Below are 22,086 nucleotides of genomic sequence, written 5' to 3' on the forward strand. Positions count from 1 at the left end.
GTTCTTTCGCTACGGCGCTCAGGCCGCCAACGGCGCCTGCACCGCGGATGCGGCGTTCGCGACGAGCAGCGCACCGTCGACCGCGTCGACGAGGATCGCTCCGCCGTCGCCGACCCCGCCGTGCACCAGCAGCTCGGCGATGCGGTCATCGACCTCGCGCTGGATCAGCCTGCGCAGCGGCCGCGCACCGTACTCCGGCTGGTAGCCGTGCTCGGCGAGCCAGTCGACGGCGGCATCCGTCACCTCGATGCTCATCGAGCGGGCGGCGAGCCGGTCGGCGGTCGCCCCGAGCAGCAGCTCGACGATCTGCCGCAGCTGCGGCTTGTCCAGCTTGCCGAACAGCACGATCTCGTCGATGCGGTTGAGGAACTCCGGCCGCATCGCCTCGCGCAGCTTGCCCATCACGCGCTCGCGCAGCGCCTCGGCCGAGCCGAAGCCGCTCGGGTCATCGCCGCCGACGAAGCCCATCGCACCGGAGCGCGAGGTGAGGAACTCGCTGCCGATGTTGGACGTCATGATGACGACGGTGTTGCGGAAGTCGACCGTTCGGCCCTGGCCGTCGGTGAGGCGGCCGTCGTCGAGCACCTGCAGCAGCAGGTTGAAGACATCGGGGTGGGCCTTCTCGATCTCGTCGAACAGCACGATCGAGTACGGGTTGCGCCGCACCCGCTCGGTCAGCTGGCCGGCTTCGTCGTAGCCGACGTAGCCGGGAGGGGCACCGACCAGGCGCGACACCGTGTGGCGTTCGCCGAACTCGCTCATGTCGAAACGGATGACGGCAGACTCGGAGGCGAACAGCGAGCCGGCGAGCGCCTTGGCCAGCTCGGTCTTGCCCACGCCGGTCGGCCCGAGGAAGAGGAAGCTGCCGACGGGGCGGTTCGCATCCCCCATGCCGGTGCGGCTGCGGCGGACGGCCTTGGCGACGGCGGTCACGGCGTCGTCCTGCCCGATTACGCGCTCGTGCAGCTCACCCTCGAGCGCCGCGAGACGGTCGCGCTCGCCCTCGGTGAGACGGCTGAGCGGGATTCCCGTCGCACGGGCGATCACCGCGGCGATCTCCTTCTCGTCGACGATCGCAGACGCGATGGCGTCGGCCGCGTCGATCCCCGGCCCGCCGGGAGCGGTCGCGTCATCCAGCTGCCCCTGCACGGTCGCGATCTCGTCGCGCAAGCGGGAGGCCTGCTCGTAGTGTTCGGCCGAAACGGCCGCGTTCTTGTCGGCCTCGAGCACGGCGAGGCGCTCAATCAGGGCCGAGACGTCAGGCTGAACGCCCAGCCGCAGCCGAAGCCGGGCGCCGGCCTGGTCGATCAGGTCGATCGCTTTGTCTGGCAAGACGCGGTCGCTGAGGTAGCGGGCAGAGAGCTCGACGGAGGCGCGCAACGCGGCATCCGTGAAGCGCACACCGTGGTGTTCCTCATACGCGGGGCGGAGTCCGTGCATGATGAGCACGGCGTCCTCGATCGACGGCTCGCCGACGCGCACCGGCTGGAAGCGGCGCTCCAGCGCTGGATCCCTCTCGATCGTGCGGTACTCGGCGAGCGTCGTGGCGCCCACGAGGTGGAGCTCGCCCCGGGCCAGCCGTGGCTTCAGGATGTTTCCGGCATCCATGCCGCCCTCTCCGGCTCCCCCTGCACCGACGACCGTGTGCACCTCGTCGATGAACACGATGATCTCGGAGCTGTGGCCGGCGATCTCGTCGATGGTCTTGGTGAGGCGTTCCTCGAAGTCGCCGCGGTAGCGGGTGCCGGCGAGCATGCCGGGCAGGTCGAGCGCGATGACGCGCTTGCCCCGCAGCTGTGCGGGCACGGAGCCGTCGACGATCGCTCGGGCCAGGCCCTCGACGATCGCGGTCTTGCCGACACCGGCTTCGCCCACGAGCACCGGGTTGTTCTTGGTGCGGCGGCTGAGGATCTCGATGGTCTGCTCGATCTCGTCCGCACGACCGATCACGGGGTCGAGCCGCCCGCTGCGGGCCAGCTCGGTGAGGTCGGTGCCGAACTTGTCGAGCATCGGGGTGTCGGATGCCGGCTGCTCCTGCTCCGGCGCGTCCCCAGTCGTCGCTCCGGCCTCGACGGTCTCCCGCATGCCCTGGGTCAACGCCTCCGCGGTGACGCCGGCGTGCGCCAGCACCTGGCCGGCCGGGGAATCCTGATTCAGCACGAGCGCGAAGAAGAGGTGCTCCGGTTCGATGTACGTCGAACCGGATGCACGCGCCACCTGGTAGGCGTGGAAGAGCGCACGCTGCGCGGACGGCGTGATGGCCGGCGGGCGGGTCGCGGCGTGCTCGGAGGCCTGCGGCAGGCGCCGCTCTGCTGCCTCGGCGATGGCGCCGGGGTCGACGCCGAGGCGCGAGACGGCCGCACGCGCGGCGTCCTCGTCAATGATGACGCGCAGAATGTGTAGCGCGTCGAGTTCGTTCTGGCCTCGTTCGAGCGCGAAGCGACCGGCCGCGGCCAGAATCTGCTGGGTGCTCGCGGTCAGGAATTTGCTGAGGTCGATCGACCGCGCGGAGCGCGCCCTCTCGCCATCGAGGTACCGGGCGAGAAACTCGTCGAACGAGTTGCCGCCATCGGCGTTGCTACCCTCTGGGGTGAAGTTCTCGGGCACGAAACCTCCCTGGTCCAAACTTGAGTGCCTTACGCTCAACCTCAACGCTGGCGGCCTCGAAGTATTCCGCTCCGGAGCCCCGCAGGGCTGTGAATGGGCTGTGTGCCACGACCCACTGTTGGGGGCGTGGGATGCATTGCCTCGACCGTGCGACGGTGGCAGAGTGGTCACCGGGGTTCGGGAAGAGGAGACCATGTCCATTCTCGCGATGCGAACGAACACATGACCGCCGACTCTGCGTCACCCCTCGTCGGCGATGACGAACTCGAGGAGCTCGAACGCGAGTTCGTCTCACGGCTGCGCGGCCGCGTCCTCGAGATCGGTGCCGGTGAGGGAGTGAACTTCGGCGCCCTGCACCCGGATGTGCTCTGGATCGGCCTCGAACCCGATGCGGCGCGCCGCCGCGAACTCGCCACCCGCGCCAAGGAGTGGGGCCACTCCGCGGTGCCGCTCGACGCGCGCTGCGAATCGATCCCCCTGCCGGACGATTCGGTGGATGCCGTCGTCGGCACCTTCGTGCTCTGTTCGGTCGGCGATCCGGCTGTCGCCCTCGCCGAGGTGCGCCGCGTGCTCGTCCCGGGCGGCCGTGTCATCTTCATCGACCACGTCGCCGCCCCATCCGGAACACTCAAGCGCGCGGTGCAACGAGTCGCGACGCCGTTCTCGGCCCGCTTCTGCCACGGTTGCCACTGGGATCGTGACACGGCGACCCTCCTCGCCGCCGCAGGTTTCGAGGCGGATGACCGGCGTCAGCTGCGCGTGCGCTCTGCCCCGTTCGGCCCGGTTCCGACCCACCTCTTCGACGGCCACGCGCCCGACTGACGACACGGAGGCAGTGCCCAATGACGATCGAGGTGCGTGCGGCGAGCGTGTTCGATGACGTGCGGTCGATGGTGGGTCCGAAGCGACCGGATGCGAACGTGTGCTGGTGCCTCAGCTATCGGATTCCGTCGAAAGAGAACCTCGCGCTTCACGGCACCGCCCGCGGCGAGCGCGTGCGGGAGCTGTGCCGGGAGGATCCGCCGCCTGGCGTGCTCGCCTACGACGGCGACGAGGTCGTCGGCTGGGCCGGGGTGCACCCCCGGGCCGACACCGGATTCGCCCGGAACCGCAAGATTCCGCACGTCGACGAGCTCGACGTCTGGTCGATCTGGTGCATCCGTGTGCGGCCGGGGCACCGCGGAACGGGGATCTCACACGAGCTCGTCGCGGGTGCCGTCGCATTCGCCAGGGAGCACGGTGCGCCGGCGATCGAGGCCTACCCCGTCGACAACCGGGGCGACAAGGTCGATCTGACGATGGCGTACGTCGGCACGCGGGCGCTCTTCGAACGGGCCGGTTTCACGAAGGCCGCCGACACCGACTCTGTGCTCAATGGGTTTCCCCGTGTGCTGATGCGGTTGGATCTGCGCTGACTGGATCTGTGCCGACTGGATCGGTGCTGACTGGATCTGCGCCGAGCCGGGCAATCCGCGCACGTGCGTTCTGCTCACTCGGCGAGACCGGGCCGAGCACACGCCTCCCCGCGGCGAGGAACGCCCTCGTCATCGTGATCGCCGGCCACCATGGCCGGCGCAGGCCGAGCAGCGATCGAGTGTCGGCATCGAGTGAGGCGACCGCGCCGCCGAAGAGAATCGGATAGAGCCGCCCGGTGAGGCCGGGCAGCCCGGGCTTGCGGAGGAATCGCACGGCGTCAGCCACCCGCGCGTCTGGCTTCGCATCCACCAGGAACCCCGCCATCTCGGCACGCAACTCCGCGACGCTCTGCGGCGGGCGACGCACGCCCATGGAGCTGCCCGCCTGGGCCCACTCACGCACATACGCGTCGCCGCCGCCCGGGATCGGCCCGCCCCAGATCAGATGGGCGCCGAGAAACGCCTCCGTGAAGGCGTCATGCACCCAGCGCAGCAGCTCCTCATCATTCGCCGCGTACGGCCGCTCGATGCCGCGCGCATCCACATAGCTGCCGGTGACGTGCTCGTGCAGACGGGAGACGAACGCGGATGCCGCGGTGGCACTCCGCGTGTCACCGAACGTCACCGTCGCGACCCAGCGCACCGTGCCGTCGAGCCGTGCGAGGGGGTCGTCGCGGTAGTGCGACCAATCGTGCACGCCGGCCATCGCGCCGGGGTGCAGCGTCTGCAGGAGCAGGGCGCGGATGCCGGCGACCAAGGTCGTCAGCGAGCCGTTGACCGCCCACACCGCGCTGCCCGGTCCGAAGAAGCCGGCATCCTCGCCCTCGGCGAGCGCATGAGTCCACGCGGGCGGCTGCCGCCGACCGCTCCGCCCCGGCCGCCAGCGCACGGCGGCGCCGTCGGCTCGCTTCTCGCCGTCCATGGCTCGACGCTACGCCTGTGAAATCCGCCACGCCAGACACGGCGAACCGGCGCCAGCTGGGCTGGCGCCGGTTCGGTCGAGCGCGCGAGTCGCGCTGGCGCGGTCTACTGCACCGACCAACCGCCATCGGACGGCAGCGTCGCACCGTTGATGTTCACACCGTCGTCGCTGAGCAGGAAGGTGATCGATGCGGCGAGCTGCTCGGCCGTCGCCAGCGACGGGATCGCCGACTGGAACGGCTGCAGGCGTGCCTGACCAGCCTCAGAGACGTGCGGGGGGAACGGGATGCCGGTGGCGACACCGCCGGGCGCGACCGCGTTGACGCGGATGCCGTGCGGGCCATACATGAAGGCGGCGCTGCGGGTGAGGCCGATGACGGCGTGCTTGGAGGCCGTGTACGCGTTGCCGGAGGCGTTGCCACGCAGGCCGGCCTCGCTGGAGACGTTCACGACGGAGCCGGCTCCGGCGGCCATCATCGCGGGGAGCACGCCGCGCGTGAGCTTGAAGGTTCCGGTGACGTTGACGCCGATCACGCGGTCCCACATCGCGTCGCTCGTCTCGTGCAGCGGCGAGAAGTCGTCGTTGATGCCGGCCACGTTCGCGAGGCCGTCGATGCGCTCGCCGGCGGCGGCGATGATCGCGTCCACCGACTCCTGCTTCGTGATGTCGCCTGCGACGGTCACGATCTCGGCCCCCGGGATCGAGGTGGCGAACTCGGCGAGCTTCTCGGCAGAGATGTCCACGGCCACCACGCGGCCGCCTTCCCGTGCGATCCGGCTTGCGGTGGCCCGGCCGATGCCGGAGGCCGCGCCGGTGACGATGACGGTCTTGCCGGAGAAGCGTCCGGAGGTGACCGTCTCCTGCCATCCGGTGGCCTCGGCCTCGGGAATCACGCCGCCGTTCACCGACTTCACCAGATCGTCGATGACCGACTGCGGCATCTGGCCCTGGCTGAGCGCCACGAGCTGCTGCAACGGCAGGCCGAGCACCGGTGCGAGCGATTCCTCATTGGCGCCGGATGCCGCGAGCAGACCCTTCACCGCCGGGCCACCCGCTGGGTGGGCGAGCCATTCGCCGATGGTGCTGTTGCCGGTGAGCGGCTTCGGATCCGTTGCCATCTGAGAGTCCTTTCGTACCGCTCCGCCCATCGTGGGCGAAGCTCTGGGTCTGTGCCGCCAGAGTATCCGACTTCCGTCGGAAATCCGACAAATGTCGGCAAACTGGCAGCAGGGCGGCCGCATCGCTGCCAGAATGAGGGAATGGACACCCGGGTCGAGCGCACACGCAGCAGCCTGCAGCAGGCGCTGCTTGAACTCGCCCGTGAGAATTCCCTCGACGACATCACGATCGGCGACATCGCGATCCGGGCCGGGGTGAACCGCAGCAGCTTCTACCAGCACTACTCCGACAAGGAGACGCTGCTGGCCGACGCGCTCGACGCCGCCGAGCTGGAAGCGGGCGCGCGCGTCCCCACCTTCAACGGCGCCCTGCCCGTTCACGCGCCAGCCGACTTCGTGGCCTACCTGGCGCATTTCGAGACGAATGCCGAGCTCTACCGGATCGTGCTCGGCGAGCGCGGCTCCTCCGTGGCGTCCGCCAGACTCCGCGCCCGCTTCGCGAGCGCCGCGAGCGCCGGCGTGCTCGAGTCGAGATCCACGGCATTCGAGGGCGTTCCCCTCGACGTCGTGGGTGCGGGAATCGCCGGGTCCGTGCTCGCCGTGATCGAGACGTGGCTGTCCAGGGAACCCCGGCCGTCGGTCGAGACCGCGGCCGAATGGGTGTGGCGCGTGCTCGTCGGACCTGGCCAGCTGGACTGAGTCAGCGCCTGCACATCACTGCGCGAATCGATGCTCTCCATCGAAATCGTTCACGAGCGACCCCGTGATTCCGCGCCAATCCGAGCCGAAGTGGGAGAAGGTCGCGTGCCCGGCGAGATAGCCGTTGTAGACGGGGTCGTGGTCGGCGCCGTGCCGCGTGATCACCTCGATCCAGCCGTAGTGGGTGCCGGCGGCATCCGTGATCTGCCAGTGCCCCGACTCATCCTTGTCGAGCGTGAACTCGCGCCCCCTGTGCTCGAGTTTCTCGTGCTTGCCCGGCTTCGCGTACGACATGGCCTGCCCCTTTCTCGGCAATCCAACGTGGTTCCCCCAGCCTGCGCCAGCTTTGAGGCGCGCGCAATCACTTCTGTGACCACGCCTCGCGCCACACCGGAAGCACAGCCACGACTCGTTAGGCTTATCGGGCAGACCAGCAAGCACGATACGACCGGCGACGAACCGATCAACAGGAAGTGAAGCCATGAGCGACCTCGACATTTTCGACCGCATCGAATCAGAGGTGCGCGGCTACATCCGCTCCTTCCCCGTGGTCTTCGACTCCGCGCGCGGCTCGGTGCTCACCACGGCCGATGGGCGCGACTACCTCGACTTCTTCGCCGGCGCCGGCGTGCTCAACTACGGTCACAACAACCCGATCTTCACGCAGGCCCTCATCGAGTACCTGCAGCGCGACGGCATCATTCACGGCCTCGACATGGCCACCAGCGCCAAGAAGGCGTTCCTGGAGGCCTTCGAGGCCCGCATACTCGCGCCCCGCGGGCTCGACTACAAGATCCAGTTCACCGGCCCGACCGGCGCCAACGCCGTCGAGGCCGCCCTCAAGGTGGCCCGTCAGGCAACCGGCCGCAGCAACGTCGTCGCCTTCACCAACGGCTTCCACGGCCTCAGCATGGGCGCCCTCGCGGCGACCGGCAACAAGAAGTACCGGGATGCGGCAGGCACCTCGCTCGACAACGTCACCCGCCTCCCCTACGACGGCTACCTGGGCGCCGACATCGACACCCTCGACCTGTTCGAGAAGATGCTGGATGACACCGGCAGCGGTCTCGACCTGCCCGCAGCCGTCATCGTCGAGGCCGTGCAGGGCGAGGGCGGCATCAACGTGGCGAGCACCGCCTGGCTGCAGCGCCTCCGCGCGATCACCGCCGATCGCGGCATCCTGCTCATCATCGACGACATCCAGGCCGGCACCGGTCGCACCGGCGCATTCTTCAGCTTCGAGGAAGCCGGCATCGTTCCCGATCTCGTCACGGTGTCGAAGTCGATCTCGGCATCCGGCCTGCCGATGTCGCTCGTGCTCATGCGCCGCGAGGTCGACGTCTGGCAGCCGGGTGCCCACACCGGCACCTTCCGTGGCAACAACCTCGCCTTCATCACCGCGCGCGCCGCGCTCGACGCCTACTGGGCGGACTCGGTGTTCACCGACGAGGTCAGCCGCAAGTCGGAGCTGCTGCGGAACGAACTGCTGGCCATCGCAGACGAGAACCCCGAGATCGACTTCGAGGTGCGCGGTCGCGGCCTGATGTACGGCATCGCCGCGCCGGAACACCCCGAGCTCGCCGGCGCGGTCTCCGCAGCGGCCTTCGAGCGCGGACTCGTGATCGAGACCTCCGGCGCCCGCGACGAGGTGCTGAAGTTCCTGCCGGCCCTCACCATCAGCGATGACGAGCTGCTGCGCGGTCTGGCCATCGTGCGCGAGAGCCTCGCGGCGGTGCTCGCCCGCTAAGCGCGGTGCAGCACCGCGCCGAGTTCGGCGATTGCGGTGTGGAAGCTCTGCTCCGAGATCTGCAGCTCGCCGTCGGCGTCGGCCCACTCCTCGATCAGGACCTCGGCAGCAGTGCCGGCGATGCCGACGAGCAGCCGCGCCTCCCGTTGCACCGCGATGTTCGGCAGCGCACGGCGATCCGGTCGAGCGCCCAGCCACTCGAGGGTCAGCGCCAGCAGCGCGGTGCGCAGGTCGCCGAGCGTCGTGTGCTGCAGCCTGGCGGCATCCGGCTGCTCCATCGCGAGGCGTCGACGGCCGGCAGCGACAGGCGCGTTGACCCCGTTGTGCCCGATCGACGCCACGGTGATGCGCAGCAGGCCGAGCGGAACGTCGTTCTCCGCCCCGTCCAGAAGGGCGAACGCAATGTCGCGTGGCACGAGTGCGATCGGCCGACCCATGATCGCGGCGTCACGATTGGGCATGTAGTTGAAGAAGGTGCTGCGTGAGACCTTGGCCCGCTCGCAGATCTCGGCGACGGTGACCAACGCGAAGCCCTTCTCGAGGGCGAGTTCGACCGCCGCGAGTTCGATCGCGTTTTCGGTCGCTCGACGCTTGCGCTCCCTGAGACCCTCCGGGCGTGCAGCGGGAGGACGTTGCATTGACATAGCTTCATCTTCTCAGCATCCGGGGCACTCGTCACGACGGCGGGCCGCAGAAATGACGCAAAATCACTTAACCGGCACCGTGCTGTCAAGCCCCTTGAGGCGGCGGTGCGACCTTGTGAAGCTCGAAGGAGAGCAACGATCGCCGATGCGCAATTCGGGCGCACTCGACGTGAACGGGAGGAGCAGGCAATGGCCGAGGACAACAAGATCAAGAACGCTGCCGAAGAAACCGTCGGCAAGATGAAGGAGGGGGTCGGCGAAGCGACCGGCAACGAGTCGCTGGCAAACAAGGGCCGGATGGATCAGGCCAAGGCCAACGTCAAACAGGCCGGCGAGAAAATCAAGGATGCCGTGACCGACGACTGAGTCGTGCCGCTGCATCCACAGGCGCCCTGCCTCCCGGCAGGGCGCCTGTGCGTGTCTTCAGGGCTTCCTCGGCTCAGTGCTTCCTCGGCTCAGGGCTTCCTCAGCTCAGTGCTCCGCCGCGTCTTCGGAATGTTCACCCGATCCCTCCAACGGATCCAGACGGATCGATTCCTTCTTCTCCTCGTCAGGCTTCGGAGGCGCCGGCTGGTCGACGCTCGGCGTGGTCATCGGGTCCTCCGGTTCACCTGGCACGTCCTCGTCCGGATCGTTCACACTCGTGTCCGGTGCTGTCGGGTCGCTCATCAGTCATTCTCCTTCGTGGTCGCTACTACGGGGTCGGGATTCCACCATTGGCGTTCAATGTCTCGCCGAGCACGTAGCTCGACTCCGCCGATGCCAGAAAGACATATGCCGGCGCCATCTCCGCTGGCTGCGCGGCGCGCCCGAGCGGGGTGTTCTTCCCGAAACTCGCGATCTTCTCCGGCGGCTGGCCATCGGTCACCTGCAGCACGGTCCAGACCGGCCCCGGCGCCACCGCATTCACACGGATTCCGCGTTCCGCCAGCTGGCCGGCGAGCGCCTTGGTGAATGCGTTGATCGCGGCCTTGGTCGTCGCGTAGTCGATAAGGATCGGGGACGGCTTATAGGCCTGGACCGAGGTGGAGTTGATGATCGCAGCCCCGGCGGGCAGGTGCTTCAGCGCCGCCTTGGAGATCCAGAACGTCGCGTAGACGTTCGTGCGCATCGTCTCGTCGAATGCCTGATCCGAGAGGTCTTCCAGCCGCTCGCAGTAGATCTGCTTGCCGGCGTTGTTCACCACGATGTCGAGTCCACCGAGCCCCGTCGCCGCTTCATCGACGAGCCGGGTGCATTCTTCCGCGATCGAGACATCGACCGGAAGGAGCAGCGCCGTGCGCCCGGCGGCGCGCACGAGTTCAGCGATGCGTTCGGCGTCACTCTGCTCGCTCGGCAGGTACGCGAGGGCGACATCGGCGCCCTCGCGCGCGAACGCGATCGCGACGGCTGCCCCGATGCCCGAGTCGGCCCCCGTGATGAGGGCACGTCGACCCGCGAGGCGGTCGGTGCCCCGATAGCTCAGCTCCCCGAGATCCGGAGTCGGCACGAGTTCGCTGTCCAGCCCCGGCTCGTCCTGATGCTGCACAGGCGGCGAGATGCTCTCATAGCGGGTTCTCGGATTGTCGAAGGTGTACTGGTCGTTCGGCATCAGTGATCCTCTCGAGGTGAGTCGGCGTCGTGGCGCCGAGCCTAGGAGCGGCGGGGCGGGAAGCGTATGGGGTTGACAAGCCCTCACGGGCTCGCGTACCTCCTCTGTTCGGCACGGTCGGCAGCGCGCACGCGCACCGGCACGACGACCCAGACGGCGATGAGCAGCATGGCGATCACCGTGGCAGCGGCGATCCCCCAGAACCGGCCGAGCACGAAGTCGAAGATGAGCATTCCGATTCCGACGACGGTGACGGCGACACCGATGAGCGTCAGCTGGGCGAAACGGTCGGCGTGAGCGAGGACCTTGTCCTTCGCTTGCTTCCTGAAGAGGTAACGATGCAGGCTCACGGGAGCGAGGCCGGCGATCGTCGTCATGATCGATGTCGCAACAAGCAACAGGTATGTCACGAGCTGAAATGTGTCCAGCTCCTCGAACCGCGACTGGAATACGGCAGTCAGCAGGAAACCGGTGATGATCTGCGTGCCGGTCTGGACAACTCGCAGCTCCTGGAGCAACTCGTTCCAGTTGCGGTCGATCCGCTCCTTCTCCGTCTCGCCCATTCCGGCGGCATCCGCCGCCCTGGCCTCGGCCGACTCGCTCATCTGACCTCCCCTGGAGCTGAGTGCGACAGAACGATCCGCACGCCCGACTATGCCGGGGGGTTGTCGGGGTCGACCGTTTCGATTGTGTCCTGCTCGACCTCGTTGTCGGCGTCGAGCTCATTGATCTCGGCGCCCTCGCGCTCCTCGGCCTCGCGCCTGCGCGACTCGGCCGGCTCGCCCGCCTGCTGCGAGCGTTCTCGTTCGTCGGTCACGATGCTGTCCCCTCGTGTGCTTCGCGGGTCGAGCCGAGCGACGCGTCAGACACGGCTCTGCTTCCCAGCGTTCGTAGCGCGGTCTCCAGTTCGCCGTGTGCGCGCCGAGCGTCCGCGAGCAGGCTTCCGACCTTGACTCTGGCCATCGGGTGCACGCCGTCCGGCAGGGTTTCGAACAGAATCACGTAGTGTGCCAGCCGGACGCCGTCGAGCATCATCGCGGCGGCCACCGCGCCACTCTCGCGCAGCGCTGGCGCGCATTTGCCGATGAAGGCGGTCTCGGTGCGCACCAGCGCGCTCGAGGCGGGTGATGGATACTGCGCCGGCGCGTAGCCGAGCATGTCGAACAGCGCATTGAGTTCCGTGATCTGGTGCCGGGTCTGTGCCGCCCGGAATTCAAAGAGGTCTTCGACCTCGTCGGATCGGGCGGAGTCGATCAGCAGCGGCAGTATCGCGAGCCAATCATGTTCCATCGTGAGGGCGGCGCCGAGCCGGTACCCGTAGACGTCGCGGTGACTCTCGAAACGCTCGAACATCGCCATTCACCCCGATTCCTCGATTCACGGTCCCGCCGTGCACGACGGCCCCCTCGATGGGACGCATGATATCGAGGCGGCCGCCGCACGGGAGCTGACACCGAAGTGCCACCGGCAACCCGGTACGCTTCCGCGCCTCGGAAAATTGGCGGCACCGAGGCGTGTTAGCACGCTACCGGGCTCGCTTGGCGGGAGCGAGGGGGTTGACAGCACGCCGTCACGGCGTACCGTGCGGCTATGAGAATCGTGTTCACCGGATGGCTTGCGGTGATGATCATCGGGCTCGCCTACATGCTGAGCATCGGCTTGAGTGGGCGGTGACTGATGTTCGCGCGGATCCGCCCCCATGCCCTCAGTCTCTTCTTCGGGGTCATATTCGTTCTCGCGCTGATCGGGCAGTCGATCGCGGGCTTCTACGCCTTCACTGACGACCAGCGTTCCCACGGAGGGGCGACAGCGTCATTCAGCGAGTTTGTGACGTCTTCCGACTTCGTGGTGGATGTCGCCGAGAACTGGCAGTCGGAATACCTCCAGTTCTTCCTGTTCATTCTTGTGACGGTGTGGTTGGTGCAAAAGGGCTCGCCCGAGTCCAAGAAGCCCGGCGACGAGGGCCTCGGCAGCGACGAGGAGCAACTCGTCGGTGCCCACGCGACCGCGCGTTCCCCCCGCTGGGCGCGGGTGCGCGGCTGGCGGCGGCACATCTACTCGAACTCATTGCTGCTGGTGATGGGCGCCGCCTTTCTGCTGTCCTGGTGGGCGCAGTCCATCGCGGGAACGACGGTGTACAACACGGAACAGCTCGAACACGGCGAAGCGACCGTCACCTGGCTCCAGTACGTTGCGGGTGCGGATTTCTGGAATCGAACACTGCAGAATTGGCAGTCCGAGTTTCTCGCCGTCGGCAGCATGGTGGCGCTGTCGATCTTCCTGCGCCAGCGTGGGTCCGCCGAATCCAAGCCGGTCGGCACCCCGCATCATGAGACCTCCACGGCGTCTGAATAGTGATCGCAACCGAAGTGTGGCGAGTAGCACAAGCACGGGGTGGCCTCAAGCCGCTATTGCCCTCTCAGCGCCGTGAATACGGTGGAGGTGTCAGGCCAAGGGAGTGGACATGTTCGAAGCACGGGCCTTCAGAAGCGCGCAGAATCACGAGGGGGACGCGCCGGCCGCAAGTGACATCATCAGCGCGCTACGCGCAGAGCTGGACGGGCGCACGAGCGATGCGATCGCAGGGATCCTTCGATCGCAATTCGCGCGCTCACATGTTGAGATTTCCGAGGATGAGCTTCGGCGCGTGGCCGACGACATCTCGCACAGTCCAGCTCTCCAACGCTCGTCGGTGTTCCTCTAGCGCTGTGTGTTCGGGAGAATGATGAAGAGCCGAGTGTCGACGACCATCGATGTGAACGCGAGCGTGGACAGAACGTACGCGTTCTGGAACCGTGTCGGCTCTTCCGAGGGAACGGAACCGTCAAGCGGCGAGACGACGCAGTGGACGGTGTTGGTCAACGGTGTGCCGAATCCCCAGACGTCTCCCGTCTCCGCGAAACTCTCACGGGTGATCCCCTTGGAACGGGTGCAGGGCGACGAAGCTCGAGGCGAGGTGACGTTCGACGCGCTCGGGGATCAGCGTACGAGAGTCGCCATTTCGCTGGAGTGGCAGCGCGACGATTCGGCGCAGTCCTACGTGCCGCTGATTCTGATCGATGGTGTGCAGGTCCACACCAATCTGAGGGACTTCAAACGAGAGGTGGAGCGCGAGGCGGGCGAATCGCGCGATTGGCACGGCACCGTGAACAGGTTTGAAGCGCTCTAGCTGTGCCGTCGCAGGTATTCCTCGACGTCGGACTCGTCGAGGACGGTCATGACGCCACCGCTCAGAGCCGTCTGTTCCATTGCGTGGACCCATGCCCTGTTGATGTCGCCGGGGGCGTTGCTTCGAAAGCGGAATTGGAGCGGGATCGATGGGGAGAGCCAGATCGCCATCCGACCCGAACCTTTCTCGCTCGGGATCGTCCATCCGAGGTAGAACGACTCCTTGCGCCGCAACTTGGACCCGACCGCGATCTTGACGTGCGAGAGCACCCGGTCATCGAAGTCGAACGGCGCCGAGGCTGCGTAGACGAGTTGACCCATGGTTGAATACACGCCTTCACGATTGGTGCGGATACGGATGCGAGCGGAGGATGCGGGCCAAATGTGAGGCGTTCCTCGCCACCGTCGAGTTGGCGGCGCGCACCGCGTCCGGCACCTCAAGCAGGTCTTTGTAGTCGATGGTTTCCATCGCTCGCCCGTTCCAATAGGTGCCTCCCTGCGCGGGAACGGTGAACCCGATGTCGTTGAGCGCCTGGTGCAGATCGGCCGTGATCTTGTGCGCGCCGTCCTCGTTGCCGACGACGCCGGTGACCGCGACTTTTCCGAATAGCACCGGCAGGCCGGCGTTGTCGGTGGTCGAGAGTTCGGCATCGAGGCGTTCGAGAACGCGCTGCATCACGCTCGACATGTGCCCGAGCCATGTCGGCGTGCAGAAACCGATGATGTCGGCGTCCATGATCCGAGCGCGAATTCCGGGCCATTCGTCCGATCCACCCATGTCTGCTTCCACGCCGGGCGCAATGTCGAAATCGACCGCCCGCACGATGTCTCCGCGCACGTCGTGCGCGGAAAACCGCTGCAGCAGCTGTCTGCCGATGACCTCGGTGCTCGACGGCTCAGGCGAGGGTTTGAGCGTGCCGTTGAGGATCAACACGGACAGCGTCGAGTTCGTCATGTCTACTTCTTACCCCGCTGCCGTGGCGTGCGTCAGGGGCTTGACAGCCCAGCGCGAGAATCGGGGTGCAGGCAGCCTTCAGCGCACAACTTGCAAACTCCATCCGGCTATCGCATGCTGTGTCCATGGGCGAACTGATCTACGGCGCCGAGACGTCGTATCCGATGGAGGACCGCACGCTTTCCCATGTGAAGGCGGCGGTCGGCACAAAGCTCAGGCGACAGGAATCCTTCTACCTCAGCTGGGTCGTGCCGGCCTCGAATGGGTCCGGGCGGGTGAGCCTGTGGCTCTCCCCTGCAATCCCCCTGCAGTTCCATTTCCTCGGCAACACATCGCCGACACTGAACCCGATCTGGGTGCGCGCCCTCGAGCTCACGTCGGTGAGCGACCGCGGGATGATCGTGCTGCCGGAGGCCGAAGCCGAGGCCTATGTGCGTGAGCATCCCGCCACGCTCGCCTAGCCTGAGGCCCTGGGCAGCACCACTCAGATGATGAGTTCGCGGGCGACGAGCTGGGCCGCGACCACGGCCAACGGCATGCGATTGGCCCGAGCGTAGTCCCGCAATCGTGCGAAGGCCTCGTCCATCGACACCGTGTGGGTGAAGGCGATCACGCCCTTGGCCTGCTCGATGGTGACGCGTGAATTCAGGGCGTGCTGCAGCTGATCGCGCGTCTCATTGCCTGCGCGAACGGTGCGCTCGTGCAGAATGCCGATCGTCGCGACGTCCGCCATCGCTTGTGCTGCCCGGATGTCTCGCGCGTTGAGATCCCCCAGACCGGCGCGGAAGAGGTTGAGCGTGCCGATCGTCGTCGAACGGAGGCGCATGGGCAGCGCGGTGACCGAGCCGAACCCCTGCTCCGCCGCCGCCGCCGCCCGGAAGCGCGCCCACTCAGCGGGGCTCTCGCGGATGTCGGCGATCGAGACCGTCGCGCTGGTGCGGAAACACTCGATGCACGGTCCATCTTCTGCGCTGAGCTGCATCAGCTCGACCAGCCGACTCTCTTCGCTCGTGGACGCGACCAAATCGAGGGCATCGGTGTCGTCGACCAGGAGCAATCCGGCCGCCGCGACATCGAACAGCGAAACGCAGGAGTCGACGAGGGTCTGCAGCAGCTCAACGACGTCGTACTCGTCGACGAGCGTGTCGGCGAGCGCGACGAAGATCTCAAAGAGCTCTTGATCGCGTGTGATGCTCGGCGTCATGACAGTCCCTCGATCCCGTTCTGGTCGACCACGAAGCGGAAGCGATGGGCGATGACGTCCGCGGCGAGTTCGCTCATAGCGCGGCCCTCCGAGAACGCCTGCCCCTGCAGCAGCAGATACGCGTCTTCGGCAGAGACCCCGAGTTGTGCGATCACAAATCCGGTTGCCTGATGGATGGTGCGCCTCGCATGGCCTTCACCCTCCACCTCCGCGGAGCCGGCCTGACGCAGGGCCCGACGCAGAACGTAGCGGCTCAGCGCCGCGGTCAGTTCCGTCGCCTGGGCGACGAAGAGCGGGCTGAGCGCGCCGGGATCGGTGTTGTACAGATCGACTGCGCCGACCCGCAACGTTCCGACCGTCATCGGGAACGCGAAAATCGCGCCGACGTTCTCGTTCTGCAGTGCGGCGGAAAAGGCGGGCCAGCGACCATCGTGCACACGCACGTCCGGTTGGAGCATCGGCCGCATCTGGGCCAACGCGTCCCAGCACGGCCCCTCGCTCAGGTCGAACTGCAGTTCATCGAGGCGCGCGACCTGCAGGTCGCTGGCCGCTACCGTCTCCGATCCGAGCAGTTCACCCAGTGTGGCGATCGAGGCACCGGTAACGGGAATAGTTTCGAGGATCGACCCCGTCAGCTCGGCCTCGTGGCCGTCGAAATTCGAGAACCCGGCGACGATGTCGTCAACATTCCCGCGCATCGCACCGCCTCCTTCATTGTTCCCGAGTCAATCCGGTCCATTCACCAAACTACTCCGGCCACACTACGTCGGCGTTCAGGCTCGATACCTCAGGCCACCGCCGCGATCGGTTCGTCTTCAATACGGAGGTCGCCAGACGCATTAGCGCTGACCATCAGGATCGTCAGCCACTCGCGATTGAGCTCATGGCGATCGGCCGTATCGAACTCGAACTGGAGCGGTATCGAAGGATGGATCCAGAGGGAGATCCTGCTCCCCGGTTCGCCCTGAACTTGCAGACACGAGAGTGTGAATGATTCCTGCCGCCGTAGCTTGGTCACGACCACCGATTTGATGTGTGCCAAGGTGCGATCATCAACGTGAATCCGTCGTTCTGCGCCGTAAACAATGGTTCCCATCGTGCACTTCCATTCATCTCAACACCATGCCGCCTGGCATCGGAGAAGTCGAACAGCAGCCTCGCGCGTCGTGATTGGCCGGCGGGGTCTGGGCTGGACAACCTGAGCTAAGTGTACGCTCGTTCAGTTCTCTGAGCACTGCTCATTTGCGCACGAGGGCCTTTCCCCAGCGGAAGGATCGCTCGTGCTCACGCGCCCTTTTGTGCCTTCTTGCGACTGCTGCGGGCCGGCACTTTCGCTGCGGTGCCCTTGCCCCGCCCCTTCGTCGTCTTGTTCTTCTCGATACTGCGACGCAACGCGTCCATCAGATCAATGACGTCACCGCCCTGCTGCTCCTCCTCGCCGAAGGTGGCCGCGGTGTCCACCGTTGTGCCCGTCTTCAACCTCTCGTCGATGAGCTTCCGGAGCTGCAGCTGATACTCATCCGTGTATTGCGACGGTTCGAAATCGGAGGCGAACGAGGAGACGAGCGCCGATGACATCTCAAGCTCCTTGCTCGAGAGATTCACCCGGGTCGAGAGCGCGGGGAACTCCGGGGTGCGGATCTCGTCGTCCCAGAGCAGCGACTGCAGCATGAGCGCTTTGTCGCGCACGCGCAGAGCGCCCAGCCGTGTCTTCTGGCGCAGCGCGAAACGCACGATCGCCGTCAGCTCCGTCGACTCCAGTGTGCGCCGCAGCAGCACGTAGGCCTTCGGCGATGTCGAATCCGGTTCGAGGTAGTAGCTGCGATCGAGCATGATTGGATCGAGCTGGGCGCTCGGAACGAACTCGACGATCTCGATTTCGCGGCTGCGCTCGGCTGGCAGGCCGGCCAGTTCCTTGCTGCTGAGCACGACCGTGGCGTCATCCTCGACATAGGCCTTGTCGATGTGCTCGTAGTCGATGATGCGACCGCAGGCCTCGCACTTGCGTTGGTAGCGGATCCGGCCGCCGTCCTTGTCGTGCACCTGGTGGAGCGGGATGTCGTGGTCTTCAGTCGCGCTGTAGAGCTTGACCGGCACGTTCACCAATCCGAATGCAACCGAGCCTTTCCAGATCGCTCTCATGGCTCCAGTACACACCCGATGGGGTCACGGGTCTAGGGCACGGGGAGAAGGCCCGTCAAGGGTATGGCGTAGTGCGGGCGAGAGGAGGATGCTCGGAGGATGGCATCGAAGCAGCAGTCGGTGGTCTCGATCGGTGGCCACACGCTCAAGCTCAGCAACCTCGACAAGGTCCTCTACCCCGAGACGGGAACGACCAAAGCAGAGGTGATCGACTACTACATGTCCATCGCCGATGTGATGCTCCCCCACATCGCAGACCGCCCGGCGACCCGCAAACGATGGGTGCACGGCGTTGGCACCGCCGACGAGCCCGGTGAGGTCTTCTTCCAGAAGAACCTCGGTGATTCGGCGCCAGACTGGGTTCTGCGACGCGAGATCCAGCATTCCGACCACGAAAACTCGTACCCGCTGGTCAACGATGCCGCGACCCTCGCCTGGCTCGGGCAGATCGCGGCGCTGGAGATCCACGTTCCGCAGTGGCGATTCGATGCCCAGGGCAAGCGACAGAACCCGGACCGCCTCGTGCTCGACCTCGACCCCGGCGACGGGGTCTCGCTCGCGGAGTGCGCCGAAATCGCCGTGCTCGCGCGCGGAATACTGCGCGACATGGGGCTGGATCCCATGCCTGTGACAAGCGGCAGCAAGGGTATCCACCTCTACGCGGCCCTCGATGGCAAGCAGTCCGGCGACGACGTCACAGAGGTCGCGCACGAACTGGCGCGCGCCCTGGAGGCCGAACACCCAGATGACATCGTGAGTTCCATGTCGCGGGCGCTCCGACCAGGCAAGGTGTTCATCGATTGGAGCCAGAATCGCGAGGCCAAGACGACCGTCGCGCCGTACTCTCTGCGCGGGAAGCTGCAGCCGATGGTCGCAGCGCCACGCACCTGGCGGGAGCTGATGTCGAAGAATCTCCGCCAGCTCGATTTCCGGGAGACCCTCCGCCGGGTCCAGGAGCGTGGCGACCCGCTGGCGGGCATCTCGAGTGGGAAGCGGCCGGGGCAGGGAGACCGGCTCGCCCACTACCGCGAGCGCCGCGACGCCTCCAAGACCCCAGAGCCGATACCGGATGCGATCGCCGCAAGCCCCGGCCGTCGCTTCGTCATCCAGGAGCACCATGCCCGCGGCCACCACTTCGACTTCCGGCTCGAACACGACGGGGTGCTCGTCTCCTGGGCTCTCCCGAGGGGCATGCCCGGCGATGCGCAAAACAATCGGCTCGCGGTGCAGACCGAGGATCACCCGGTCGAGTACGCGGACTTCGAGGGCGTGATTCCCCGCGGGGAGTACGGCGCGGGAACGGTGGAGATCTGGGATACCGGCGACTACGAGCTCGAGAAGTGGCGGGAGGACGAGGTGATCGTCTCGCTGCACGGGCGAGCGGGCGGTGGCCTGGGCGCGCCGACCCGGGTCGCACTCATCCGCACGACTCCGGCCACCGACGGCAAAGGAGCCTCCTGGCTCCTGCACCGCATGAAGGCGCAGACGCCAGACCACGAATGGAGCAGGCACAGCGCCGAGACCTCCGGCGCGGTTGCGGACGAGATGAGGCAGCGCGGCGAGCTGGCGCCGATGCTGGCGACGCTCGCTGAGCGCGCCGGGCTCGACGACGAAGACGAGTGGGCCATCGAAATGAAGTGGGACGGCATCCGTGCCATCGCCGTCGTCGACGCCAATGCCGGAACCGCTGAACTCTCGAGTCGAAACGGGATCGATCTCAGCCGGAGCTACCCCGAGCTGATCGAGGCGTTGCTGCGGGCAGCGGCACACACGGGGCACGCCGTTCTTGACGGTGAGATCGTCGCACCCGACAGTGCGGGGCGGCCGGACTTCGGGCGACTCCAGACCCGGATGGGGCTCACCGGGGAGCGCGAGGTTGAACGCGCTGCGCAGAGCGTGCCCGTGCAGTTCATCGTTTTCGACGTGCTCGAGCTCGACGGCGTCCCGCTCATCGAGAGCAGTTACGACGAACGCCGCAGCCGACTCGAGCACGCACTCGCGCCAACGCAGAAGGTGGTGCTGCCCGCCGCCATCACGGTGGGGCTGGATGCCGCCCTGGACGTCAGCGAAGATCTCGGCCTGGAGGGCGTCGTGGCGAAACGACGCGACGGCCCCTACAAGCCGGGGCGACGCTCAACCGACTGGCTCAAGTTCAAACACCTCCGCACGCAGGAGGTCGTCATCGGCGGCTGGCGGCCGGGCAACGGGGCCAGGCGCGACAGCATCGGCTCTCTGCTGCTTGGAGTTCCGACGGATGATGGCCTCCGCTACGTCGGCCGCGTCGGCACCGGATTCAGCTCGAAGGCCCTGGACGACGCCCGCACTAGCATGGCCGGCCGTGCCAGCACGAGGAGCCCGTTCATCGACGTGCCGGAGTCGGTCGCCAGAGACGCCCACTGGGTGAGACCCGATCTCGTCGCGGAGGTCGAGTTCTTCGAGTGGACATCGACAGGGCAGCTGCGGCAGCCGTCGTGGCGCGGATGGCGCATGGACAAGAGCCCGAGCGACGTGGCGCGAGAGCATCCGGGGTCTCCTTAGCTCTCGCATCCCTGCGGAAGTCAAGCCGTTTCCCCGCACGGGGCCTGGCCGTATCGTGGGGGTTCCTCGAGCAGATGGAGTGCGAGCAATGGACACAGCCGGGATGAACGCAAAAGAGATGCCAGACGAAGAATCCGTCGGCACCCAGGATGAACCGATCATGGACGTCGACGACGTCTCGGACAGGGACAAGCTCACTGGCATCATCGCCCAGACGGTCTCCGATCTCGGAGCCTCGCATCCGCGCGCCGACATCGAGGCCGTGGTGGTCGAACGCAGCAGGGAATCGGGGCTGAACGTCTCGCGCACCGACATCTCCACAGCGGTCGGATCCGCCCTCGAGGGCGGGCACTGACACCCGATGGTGCGGCTTCGAACGGCCGACCCGTCGGCCCCGGGTTGGACCCTGCGCAGAAACGGCACCGGAATGCGGGTGCTCGACGAACGCGGCCGCGTCATCACCGACGAGGAGCGCTGCGCGCGTGTCACGGCGCTGAGCATCCCGCCGGCCTGGACCATGGTCTGGATCGCACCCCAGCCGAACGCACACATCCAAGTGGTCGGCACCGACTCCCAGGGGCGCAGGCAATACATCTACCACGAGCAGTGGAGCCGGGCCCGCGCGCGCCAGAAATACGACAGGGCGCTGGAGCTGGCGGTGAGCCTGCCGAGCGCCAGAGCAGTGGTGACGCGCGACCTCCGTGGGGCGCCCGGCACCCGCGAACGCGCGCTGGCCGTGGCATTCCGGCTCCTGGACAGCGCATTGCTCCGCGTCGGGAGTGAGCGCTATGAGCGAGCACACGGCAGCCGGGGGCTCACGACGCTGCTCGGATCCGATGCCCATGTTCGCGGTGACACCGTGCTGCTGGAGTTCGTCGGCAAGGGGGCCGTCGACTGGTCGTCGGAAACCACCGACCACGACCTCGCGGCTGCCGTGCGCTCGCTGAAGCGCCGCGGTCCCGACGCCCGTCTTCTGGCGTGGAAAGACGGCGCCGTGTGGCGAACGCTGCACGCGAGCGAGGTGAACGAGTACGTGCGTGCCCGCACCCACGGGGACTTCACCGCCAAGGACTTCCGCACCCTGCACGGCACCGTTCTGGCGGCTCAGGCGCTGGCGGCCGAGGGGACGCAGGATGACGCCCGTGCCAGGAAGCAGGCGATCGTGCGGGCAACGGCGGTCACCGCACTCGCCCTCGGCAACACCCCCGCGATTGCACGCGCGAACTACATCGACCCCCGGCTGTTTGATCGATACCGCGATGGACGCGTGCTCGCGACCGGCTCCTTCGCACCGGAAAGGGCGGTCCGCGCGCTCATCCTCGGTGATCCGAGCTGA

The 22,086-nt window shown here is 66.9% G+C and carries 28 protein-coding genes; 12 read left to right on the forward strand and 16 right to left on the reverse strand.

All coding sequences use genetic code 11. From position 1 onward, the window contains the following. Positions 1–18: 18 nt before the first annotated feature. A complete protein-coding gene (locus ASC66_RS08835) occupies positions 19–2,607 on the reverse strand; it encodes an ATP-dependent Clp protease ATP-binding subunit (RefSeq protein ID WP_055838474.1) in 2,589 nt (862 codons plus the stop codon). Between the two features lie 222 nt (positions 2,608–2,829). Here ASC66_RS08835 and ASC66_RS08840 point away from each other — a divergent pair, with 222 nt between their 5' ends. Together ASC66_RS08840 and ASC66_RS08845 are read left to right on the forward strand one after the other, a co-directional pair. Further along, the gene (locus tag ASC66_RS08840) at positions 2,830–3,429 is read left to right on the forward strand and encodes a class I SAM-dependent methyltransferase (protein ID WP_055837783.1); all 600 of its coding nucleotides are present in this window, start codon (positions 2,830–2,832) and stop codon (positions 3,427–3,429) included. 20 nt (positions 3,430–3,449) lie between these two features. Beyond that, entirely contained in the window at positions 3,450–4,022 is a 573-nt protein-coding gene (locus ASC66_RS08845; protein WP_055837787.1) for a GNAT family N-acetyltransferase, read from the forward strand. Here ASC66_RS08845 and ASC66_RS08850 read toward each other — a convergent pair. Together ASC66_RS08850 and ASC66_RS08855 are read right to left on the reverse strand one after the other, a co-directional pair. Continuing rightward, positions 3,979–4,944, reverse strand: a complete 966-nt coding sequence (locus ASC66_RS08850; RefSeq protein WP_082492178.1) for an oxygenase MpaB family protein — start codon at positions 4,942–4,944, stop codon at positions 3,979–3,981. The genes ASC66_RS08845 and ASC66_RS08850 overlap by 44 nt on opposite strands. Positions 4,945–5,048: 104 nt before the next feature. Then, positions 5,049–6,062 carry an SDR family NAD(P)-dependent oxidoreductase gene (locus ASC66_RS08855; RefSeq protein ID WP_055837789.1) on the reverse strand — a complete coding sequence of 338 codons (1,014 nt, stop codon included), beginning with the start codon at positions 6,060–6,062 and terminating at the stop codon, positions 5,049–5,051. A gap of 141 nt (positions 6,063–6,203) precedes the next feature. Between ASC66_RS08855 and ASC66_RS08860 the strand changes: the two genes are divergently transcribed. Further along, positions 6,204–6,761: a TetR/AcrR family transcriptional regulator gene (locus ASC66_RS08860; RefSeq protein WP_055837793.1), complete on the forward strand. Its 558-nt coding sequence runs from the start codon at positions 6,204–6,206 to the stop codon at positions 6,759–6,761. A 15-nt stretch (positions 6,762–6,776) separates the two neighbouring features. On the opposite strand, the gene ASC66_RS08865 is transcribed toward ASC66_RS08860, so the two are convergent. Next, complete coding sequence (locus ASC66_RS08865) at positions 6,777–7,055, reverse strand: hypothetical protein (RefSeq protein ID WP_055837797.1); 279 nt, start codon at positions 7,053–7,055, stop codon at positions 6,777–6,779. A 187-nt stretch (positions 7,056–7,242) separates the two neighbouring features. Between ASC66_RS08865 and ectB the strand changes: the two genes are divergently transcribed. Next, on the forward strand, positions 7,243–8,508 hold the full coding sequence (ectB, locus tag ASC66_RS08870; RefSeq protein ID WP_055837800.1) for a diaminobutyrate--2-oxoglutarate transaminase: 1,266 nt from the start codon (positions 7,243–7,245) through the stop codon (positions 8,506–8,508). Here ectB and ASC66_RS08875 read toward each other — a convergent pair. Beyond that, positions 8,505–9,152 (reverse strand): TetR/AcrR family transcriptional regulator, encoded by a 648-nt coding sequence (locus ASC66_RS08875; protein WP_082492179.1) that lies wholly within the window; start codon positions 9,150–9,152, stop codon positions 8,505–8,507. The genes ectB and ASC66_RS08875 overlap by 4 nt on opposite strands. Before the next feature lie 189 nt (positions 9,153–9,341). Here ASC66_RS08875 and ASC66_RS08880 point away from each other — a divergent pair, with 189 nt between their 5' ends. Next, positions 9,342–9,518, forward strand: coding sequence for a CsbD family protein (locus tag ASC66_RS08880; RefSeq protein WP_055837807.1), 177 nt, complete (start codon positions 9,342–9,344; stop codon positions 9,516–9,518). 105 nt (positions 9,519–9,623) lie between these two features. Here the strand turns inward: ASC66_RS08880 and ASC66_RS08885 are convergent, their stop codons facing one another. The 5 genes from ASC66_RS08885 to ASC66_RS08900 all read right to left on the reverse strand — a co-directional run bounded on the left by ASC66_RS08885 (position 9,624) and on the right by ASC66_RS08900 (position 12,102). After that, the gene (locus ASC66_RS08885) at positions 9,624–9,821 is read right to left on the reverse strand and encodes a hypothetical protein (RefSeq protein WP_055837810.1); all 198 of its coding nucleotides are present in this window, start codon (positions 9,819–9,821) and stop codon (positions 9,624–9,626) included. A 25-nt stretch (positions 9,822–9,846) separates the two neighbouring features. Then, positions 9,847–10,743 (reverse strand): SDR family oxidoreductase, encoded by an 897-nt coding sequence (locus ASC66_RS08890; RefSeq protein WP_055837814.1) that lies wholly within the window; start codon positions 10,741–10,743, stop codon positions 9,847–9,849. An 83-nt stretch (positions 10,744–10,826) separates the two neighbouring features. Then, positions 10,827–11,348 (reverse strand): DUF6328 family protein, encoded by a 522-nt coding sequence (locus tag ASC66_RS08895; RefSeq protein WP_055837817.1) that lies wholly within the window; start codon positions 11,346–11,348, stop codon positions 10,827–10,829. A 47-nt stretch (positions 11,349–11,395) separates the two neighbouring features. Beyond that, a complete protein-coding gene (locus ASC66_RS18105; RefSeq protein WP_157509715.1) occupies positions 11,396–11,560 on the reverse strand; it encodes a hypothetical protein in 165 nt (54 codons plus the stop codon). Further along, on the reverse strand, positions 11,557–12,102 hold the full coding sequence (locus ASC66_RS08900; protein WP_055837820.1) for a DUF892 family protein: 546 nt from the start codon (positions 12,100–12,102) through the stop codon (positions 11,557–11,559). Before ASC66_RS08900 ends, ASC66_RS18105 begins: the two co-directional genes overlap by 4 nt. Before the next feature lie 318 nt (positions 12,103–12,420). Here ASC66_RS08900 and ASC66_RS08905 point away from each other — a divergent pair, with 318 nt between their 5' ends. The 3 genes from ASC66_RS08905 to ASC66_RS08915 all read left to right on the forward strand — a co-directional run bounded on the left by ASC66_RS08905 (position 12,421) and on the right by ASC66_RS08915 (position 13,912). Then, on the forward strand, positions 12,421–13,098 hold the full coding sequence (locus tag ASC66_RS08905) for a DUF6766 family protein (protein WP_055837823.1): 678 nt from the start codon (positions 12,421–12,423) through the stop codon (positions 13,096–13,098). A 109-nt stretch (positions 13,099–13,207) separates the two neighbouring features. After that, positions 13,208–13,447 (forward strand): hypothetical protein, encoded by a 240-nt coding sequence (locus ASC66_RS08910; protein WP_157509716.1) that lies wholly within the window; start codon positions 13,208–13,210, stop codon positions 13,445–13,447. A 33-nt stretch (positions 13,448–13,480) separates the two neighbouring features. Next, complete coding sequence (locus ASC66_RS08915) at positions 13,481–13,912, forward strand: SRPBCC family protein (protein WP_055837829.1); 432 nt, start codon at positions 13,481–13,483, stop codon at positions 13,910–13,912. Here ASC66_RS08915 and ASC66_RS08920 read toward each other — a convergent pair. Continuing rightward, a complete protein-coding gene (locus ASC66_RS08920; RefSeq protein WP_157509717.1) occupies positions 13,909–14,244 on the reverse strand; it encodes a DUF7882 family protein in 336 nt (111 codons plus the stop codon). The two genes, ASC66_RS08915 and ASC66_RS08920, sit on opposite strands and share 4 nt — an antisense overlap. Positions 14,245–14,248: 4 nt before the next feature. After that, positions 14,249–14,866 (reverse strand): flavodoxin family protein, encoded by a 618-nt coding sequence (locus ASC66_RS08925; RefSeq protein WP_055837835.1) that lies wholly within the window; start codon positions 14,864–14,866, stop codon positions 14,249–14,251. Positions 14,867–14,991: 125 nt separating this feature from the next. Between ASC66_RS08925 and ASC66_RS08930 the strand changes: the two genes are divergently transcribed. Next, on the forward strand, positions 14,992–15,327 hold the full coding sequence (locus ASC66_RS08930) for a DUF7882 family protein (RefSeq protein WP_055837838.1): 336 nt from the start codon (positions 14,992–14,994) through the stop codon (positions 15,325–15,327). 23 nt (positions 15,328–15,350) lie between these two features. Here the strand turns inward: ASC66_RS08930 and ASC66_RS08935 are convergent, their stop codons facing one another. The 4 genes from ASC66_RS08935 to ku form a co-directional block, all read right to left on the reverse strand. Then, positions 15,351–16,070: a GAF and ANTAR domain-containing protein gene (locus ASC66_RS08935; protein ID WP_055837840.1), complete on the reverse strand. Its 720-nt coding sequence runs from the start codon at positions 16,068–16,070 to the stop codon at positions 15,351–15,353. Beyond that, positions 16,067–16,768 carry a GAF and ANTAR domain-containing protein gene (locus tag ASC66_RS08940; protein ID WP_055837843.1) on the reverse strand — a complete coding sequence of 234 codons (702 nt, stop codon included), beginning with the start codon at positions 16,766–16,768 and terminating at the stop codon, positions 16,067–16,069. Before ASC66_RS08940 ends, ASC66_RS08935 begins: the two co-directional genes overlap by 4 nt. Before the next feature lie 89 nt (positions 16,769–16,857). Then, on the reverse strand, positions 16,858–17,166 hold the full coding sequence (locus ASC66_RS08945) for a DUF7882 family protein (protein WP_055837853.1): 309 nt from the start codon (positions 17,164–17,166) through the stop codon (positions 16,858–16,860). A 188-nt stretch (positions 17,167–17,354) separates the two neighbouring features. Beyond that, positions 17,355–18,212: a non-homologous end joining protein Ku gene (ku, locus tag ASC66_RS08950; protein ID WP_055837856.1), complete on the reverse strand. Its 858-nt coding sequence runs from the start codon at positions 18,210–18,212 to the stop codon at positions 17,355–17,357. Positions 18,213–18,311: 99 nt separating this feature from the next. Here ku and ASC66_RS08955 point away from each other — a divergent pair, with 99 nt between their 5' ends. The 3 genes from ASC66_RS08955 (at position 18,312) to ASC66_RS08965 (ending at position 22,086) form a co-directional block, all read left to right on the forward strand. After that, positions 18,312–20,750: an ATP-dependent DNA ligase gene (locus ASC66_RS08955; protein ID WP_055837859.1), complete on the forward strand. Its 2,439-nt coding sequence runs from the start codon at positions 18,312–18,314 to the stop codon at positions 20,748–20,750. Positions 20,751–20,853: 103 nt separating this feature from the next. After that, positions 20,854–21,105, forward strand: coding sequence for a hypothetical protein (locus ASC66_RS08960; RefSeq protein ID WP_157509718.1), 252 nt, complete (start codon positions 20,854–20,856; stop codon positions 21,103–21,105). Between the two features lie 6 nt (positions 21,106–21,111). Beyond that, positions 21,112–22,086 (forward strand): DNA topoisomerase IB, encoded by a 975-nt coding sequence (locus tag ASC66_RS08965; RefSeq protein WP_055837864.1) that lies wholly within the window; start codon positions 21,112–21,114, stop codon positions 22,084–22,086.

The organism is Leifsonia sp. Root4, assembly GCF_001425085.1.
Classification (GTDB): domain Bacteria; phylum Actinomycetota; class Actinomycetes; order Actinomycetales; family Microbacteriaceae; genus Microterricola.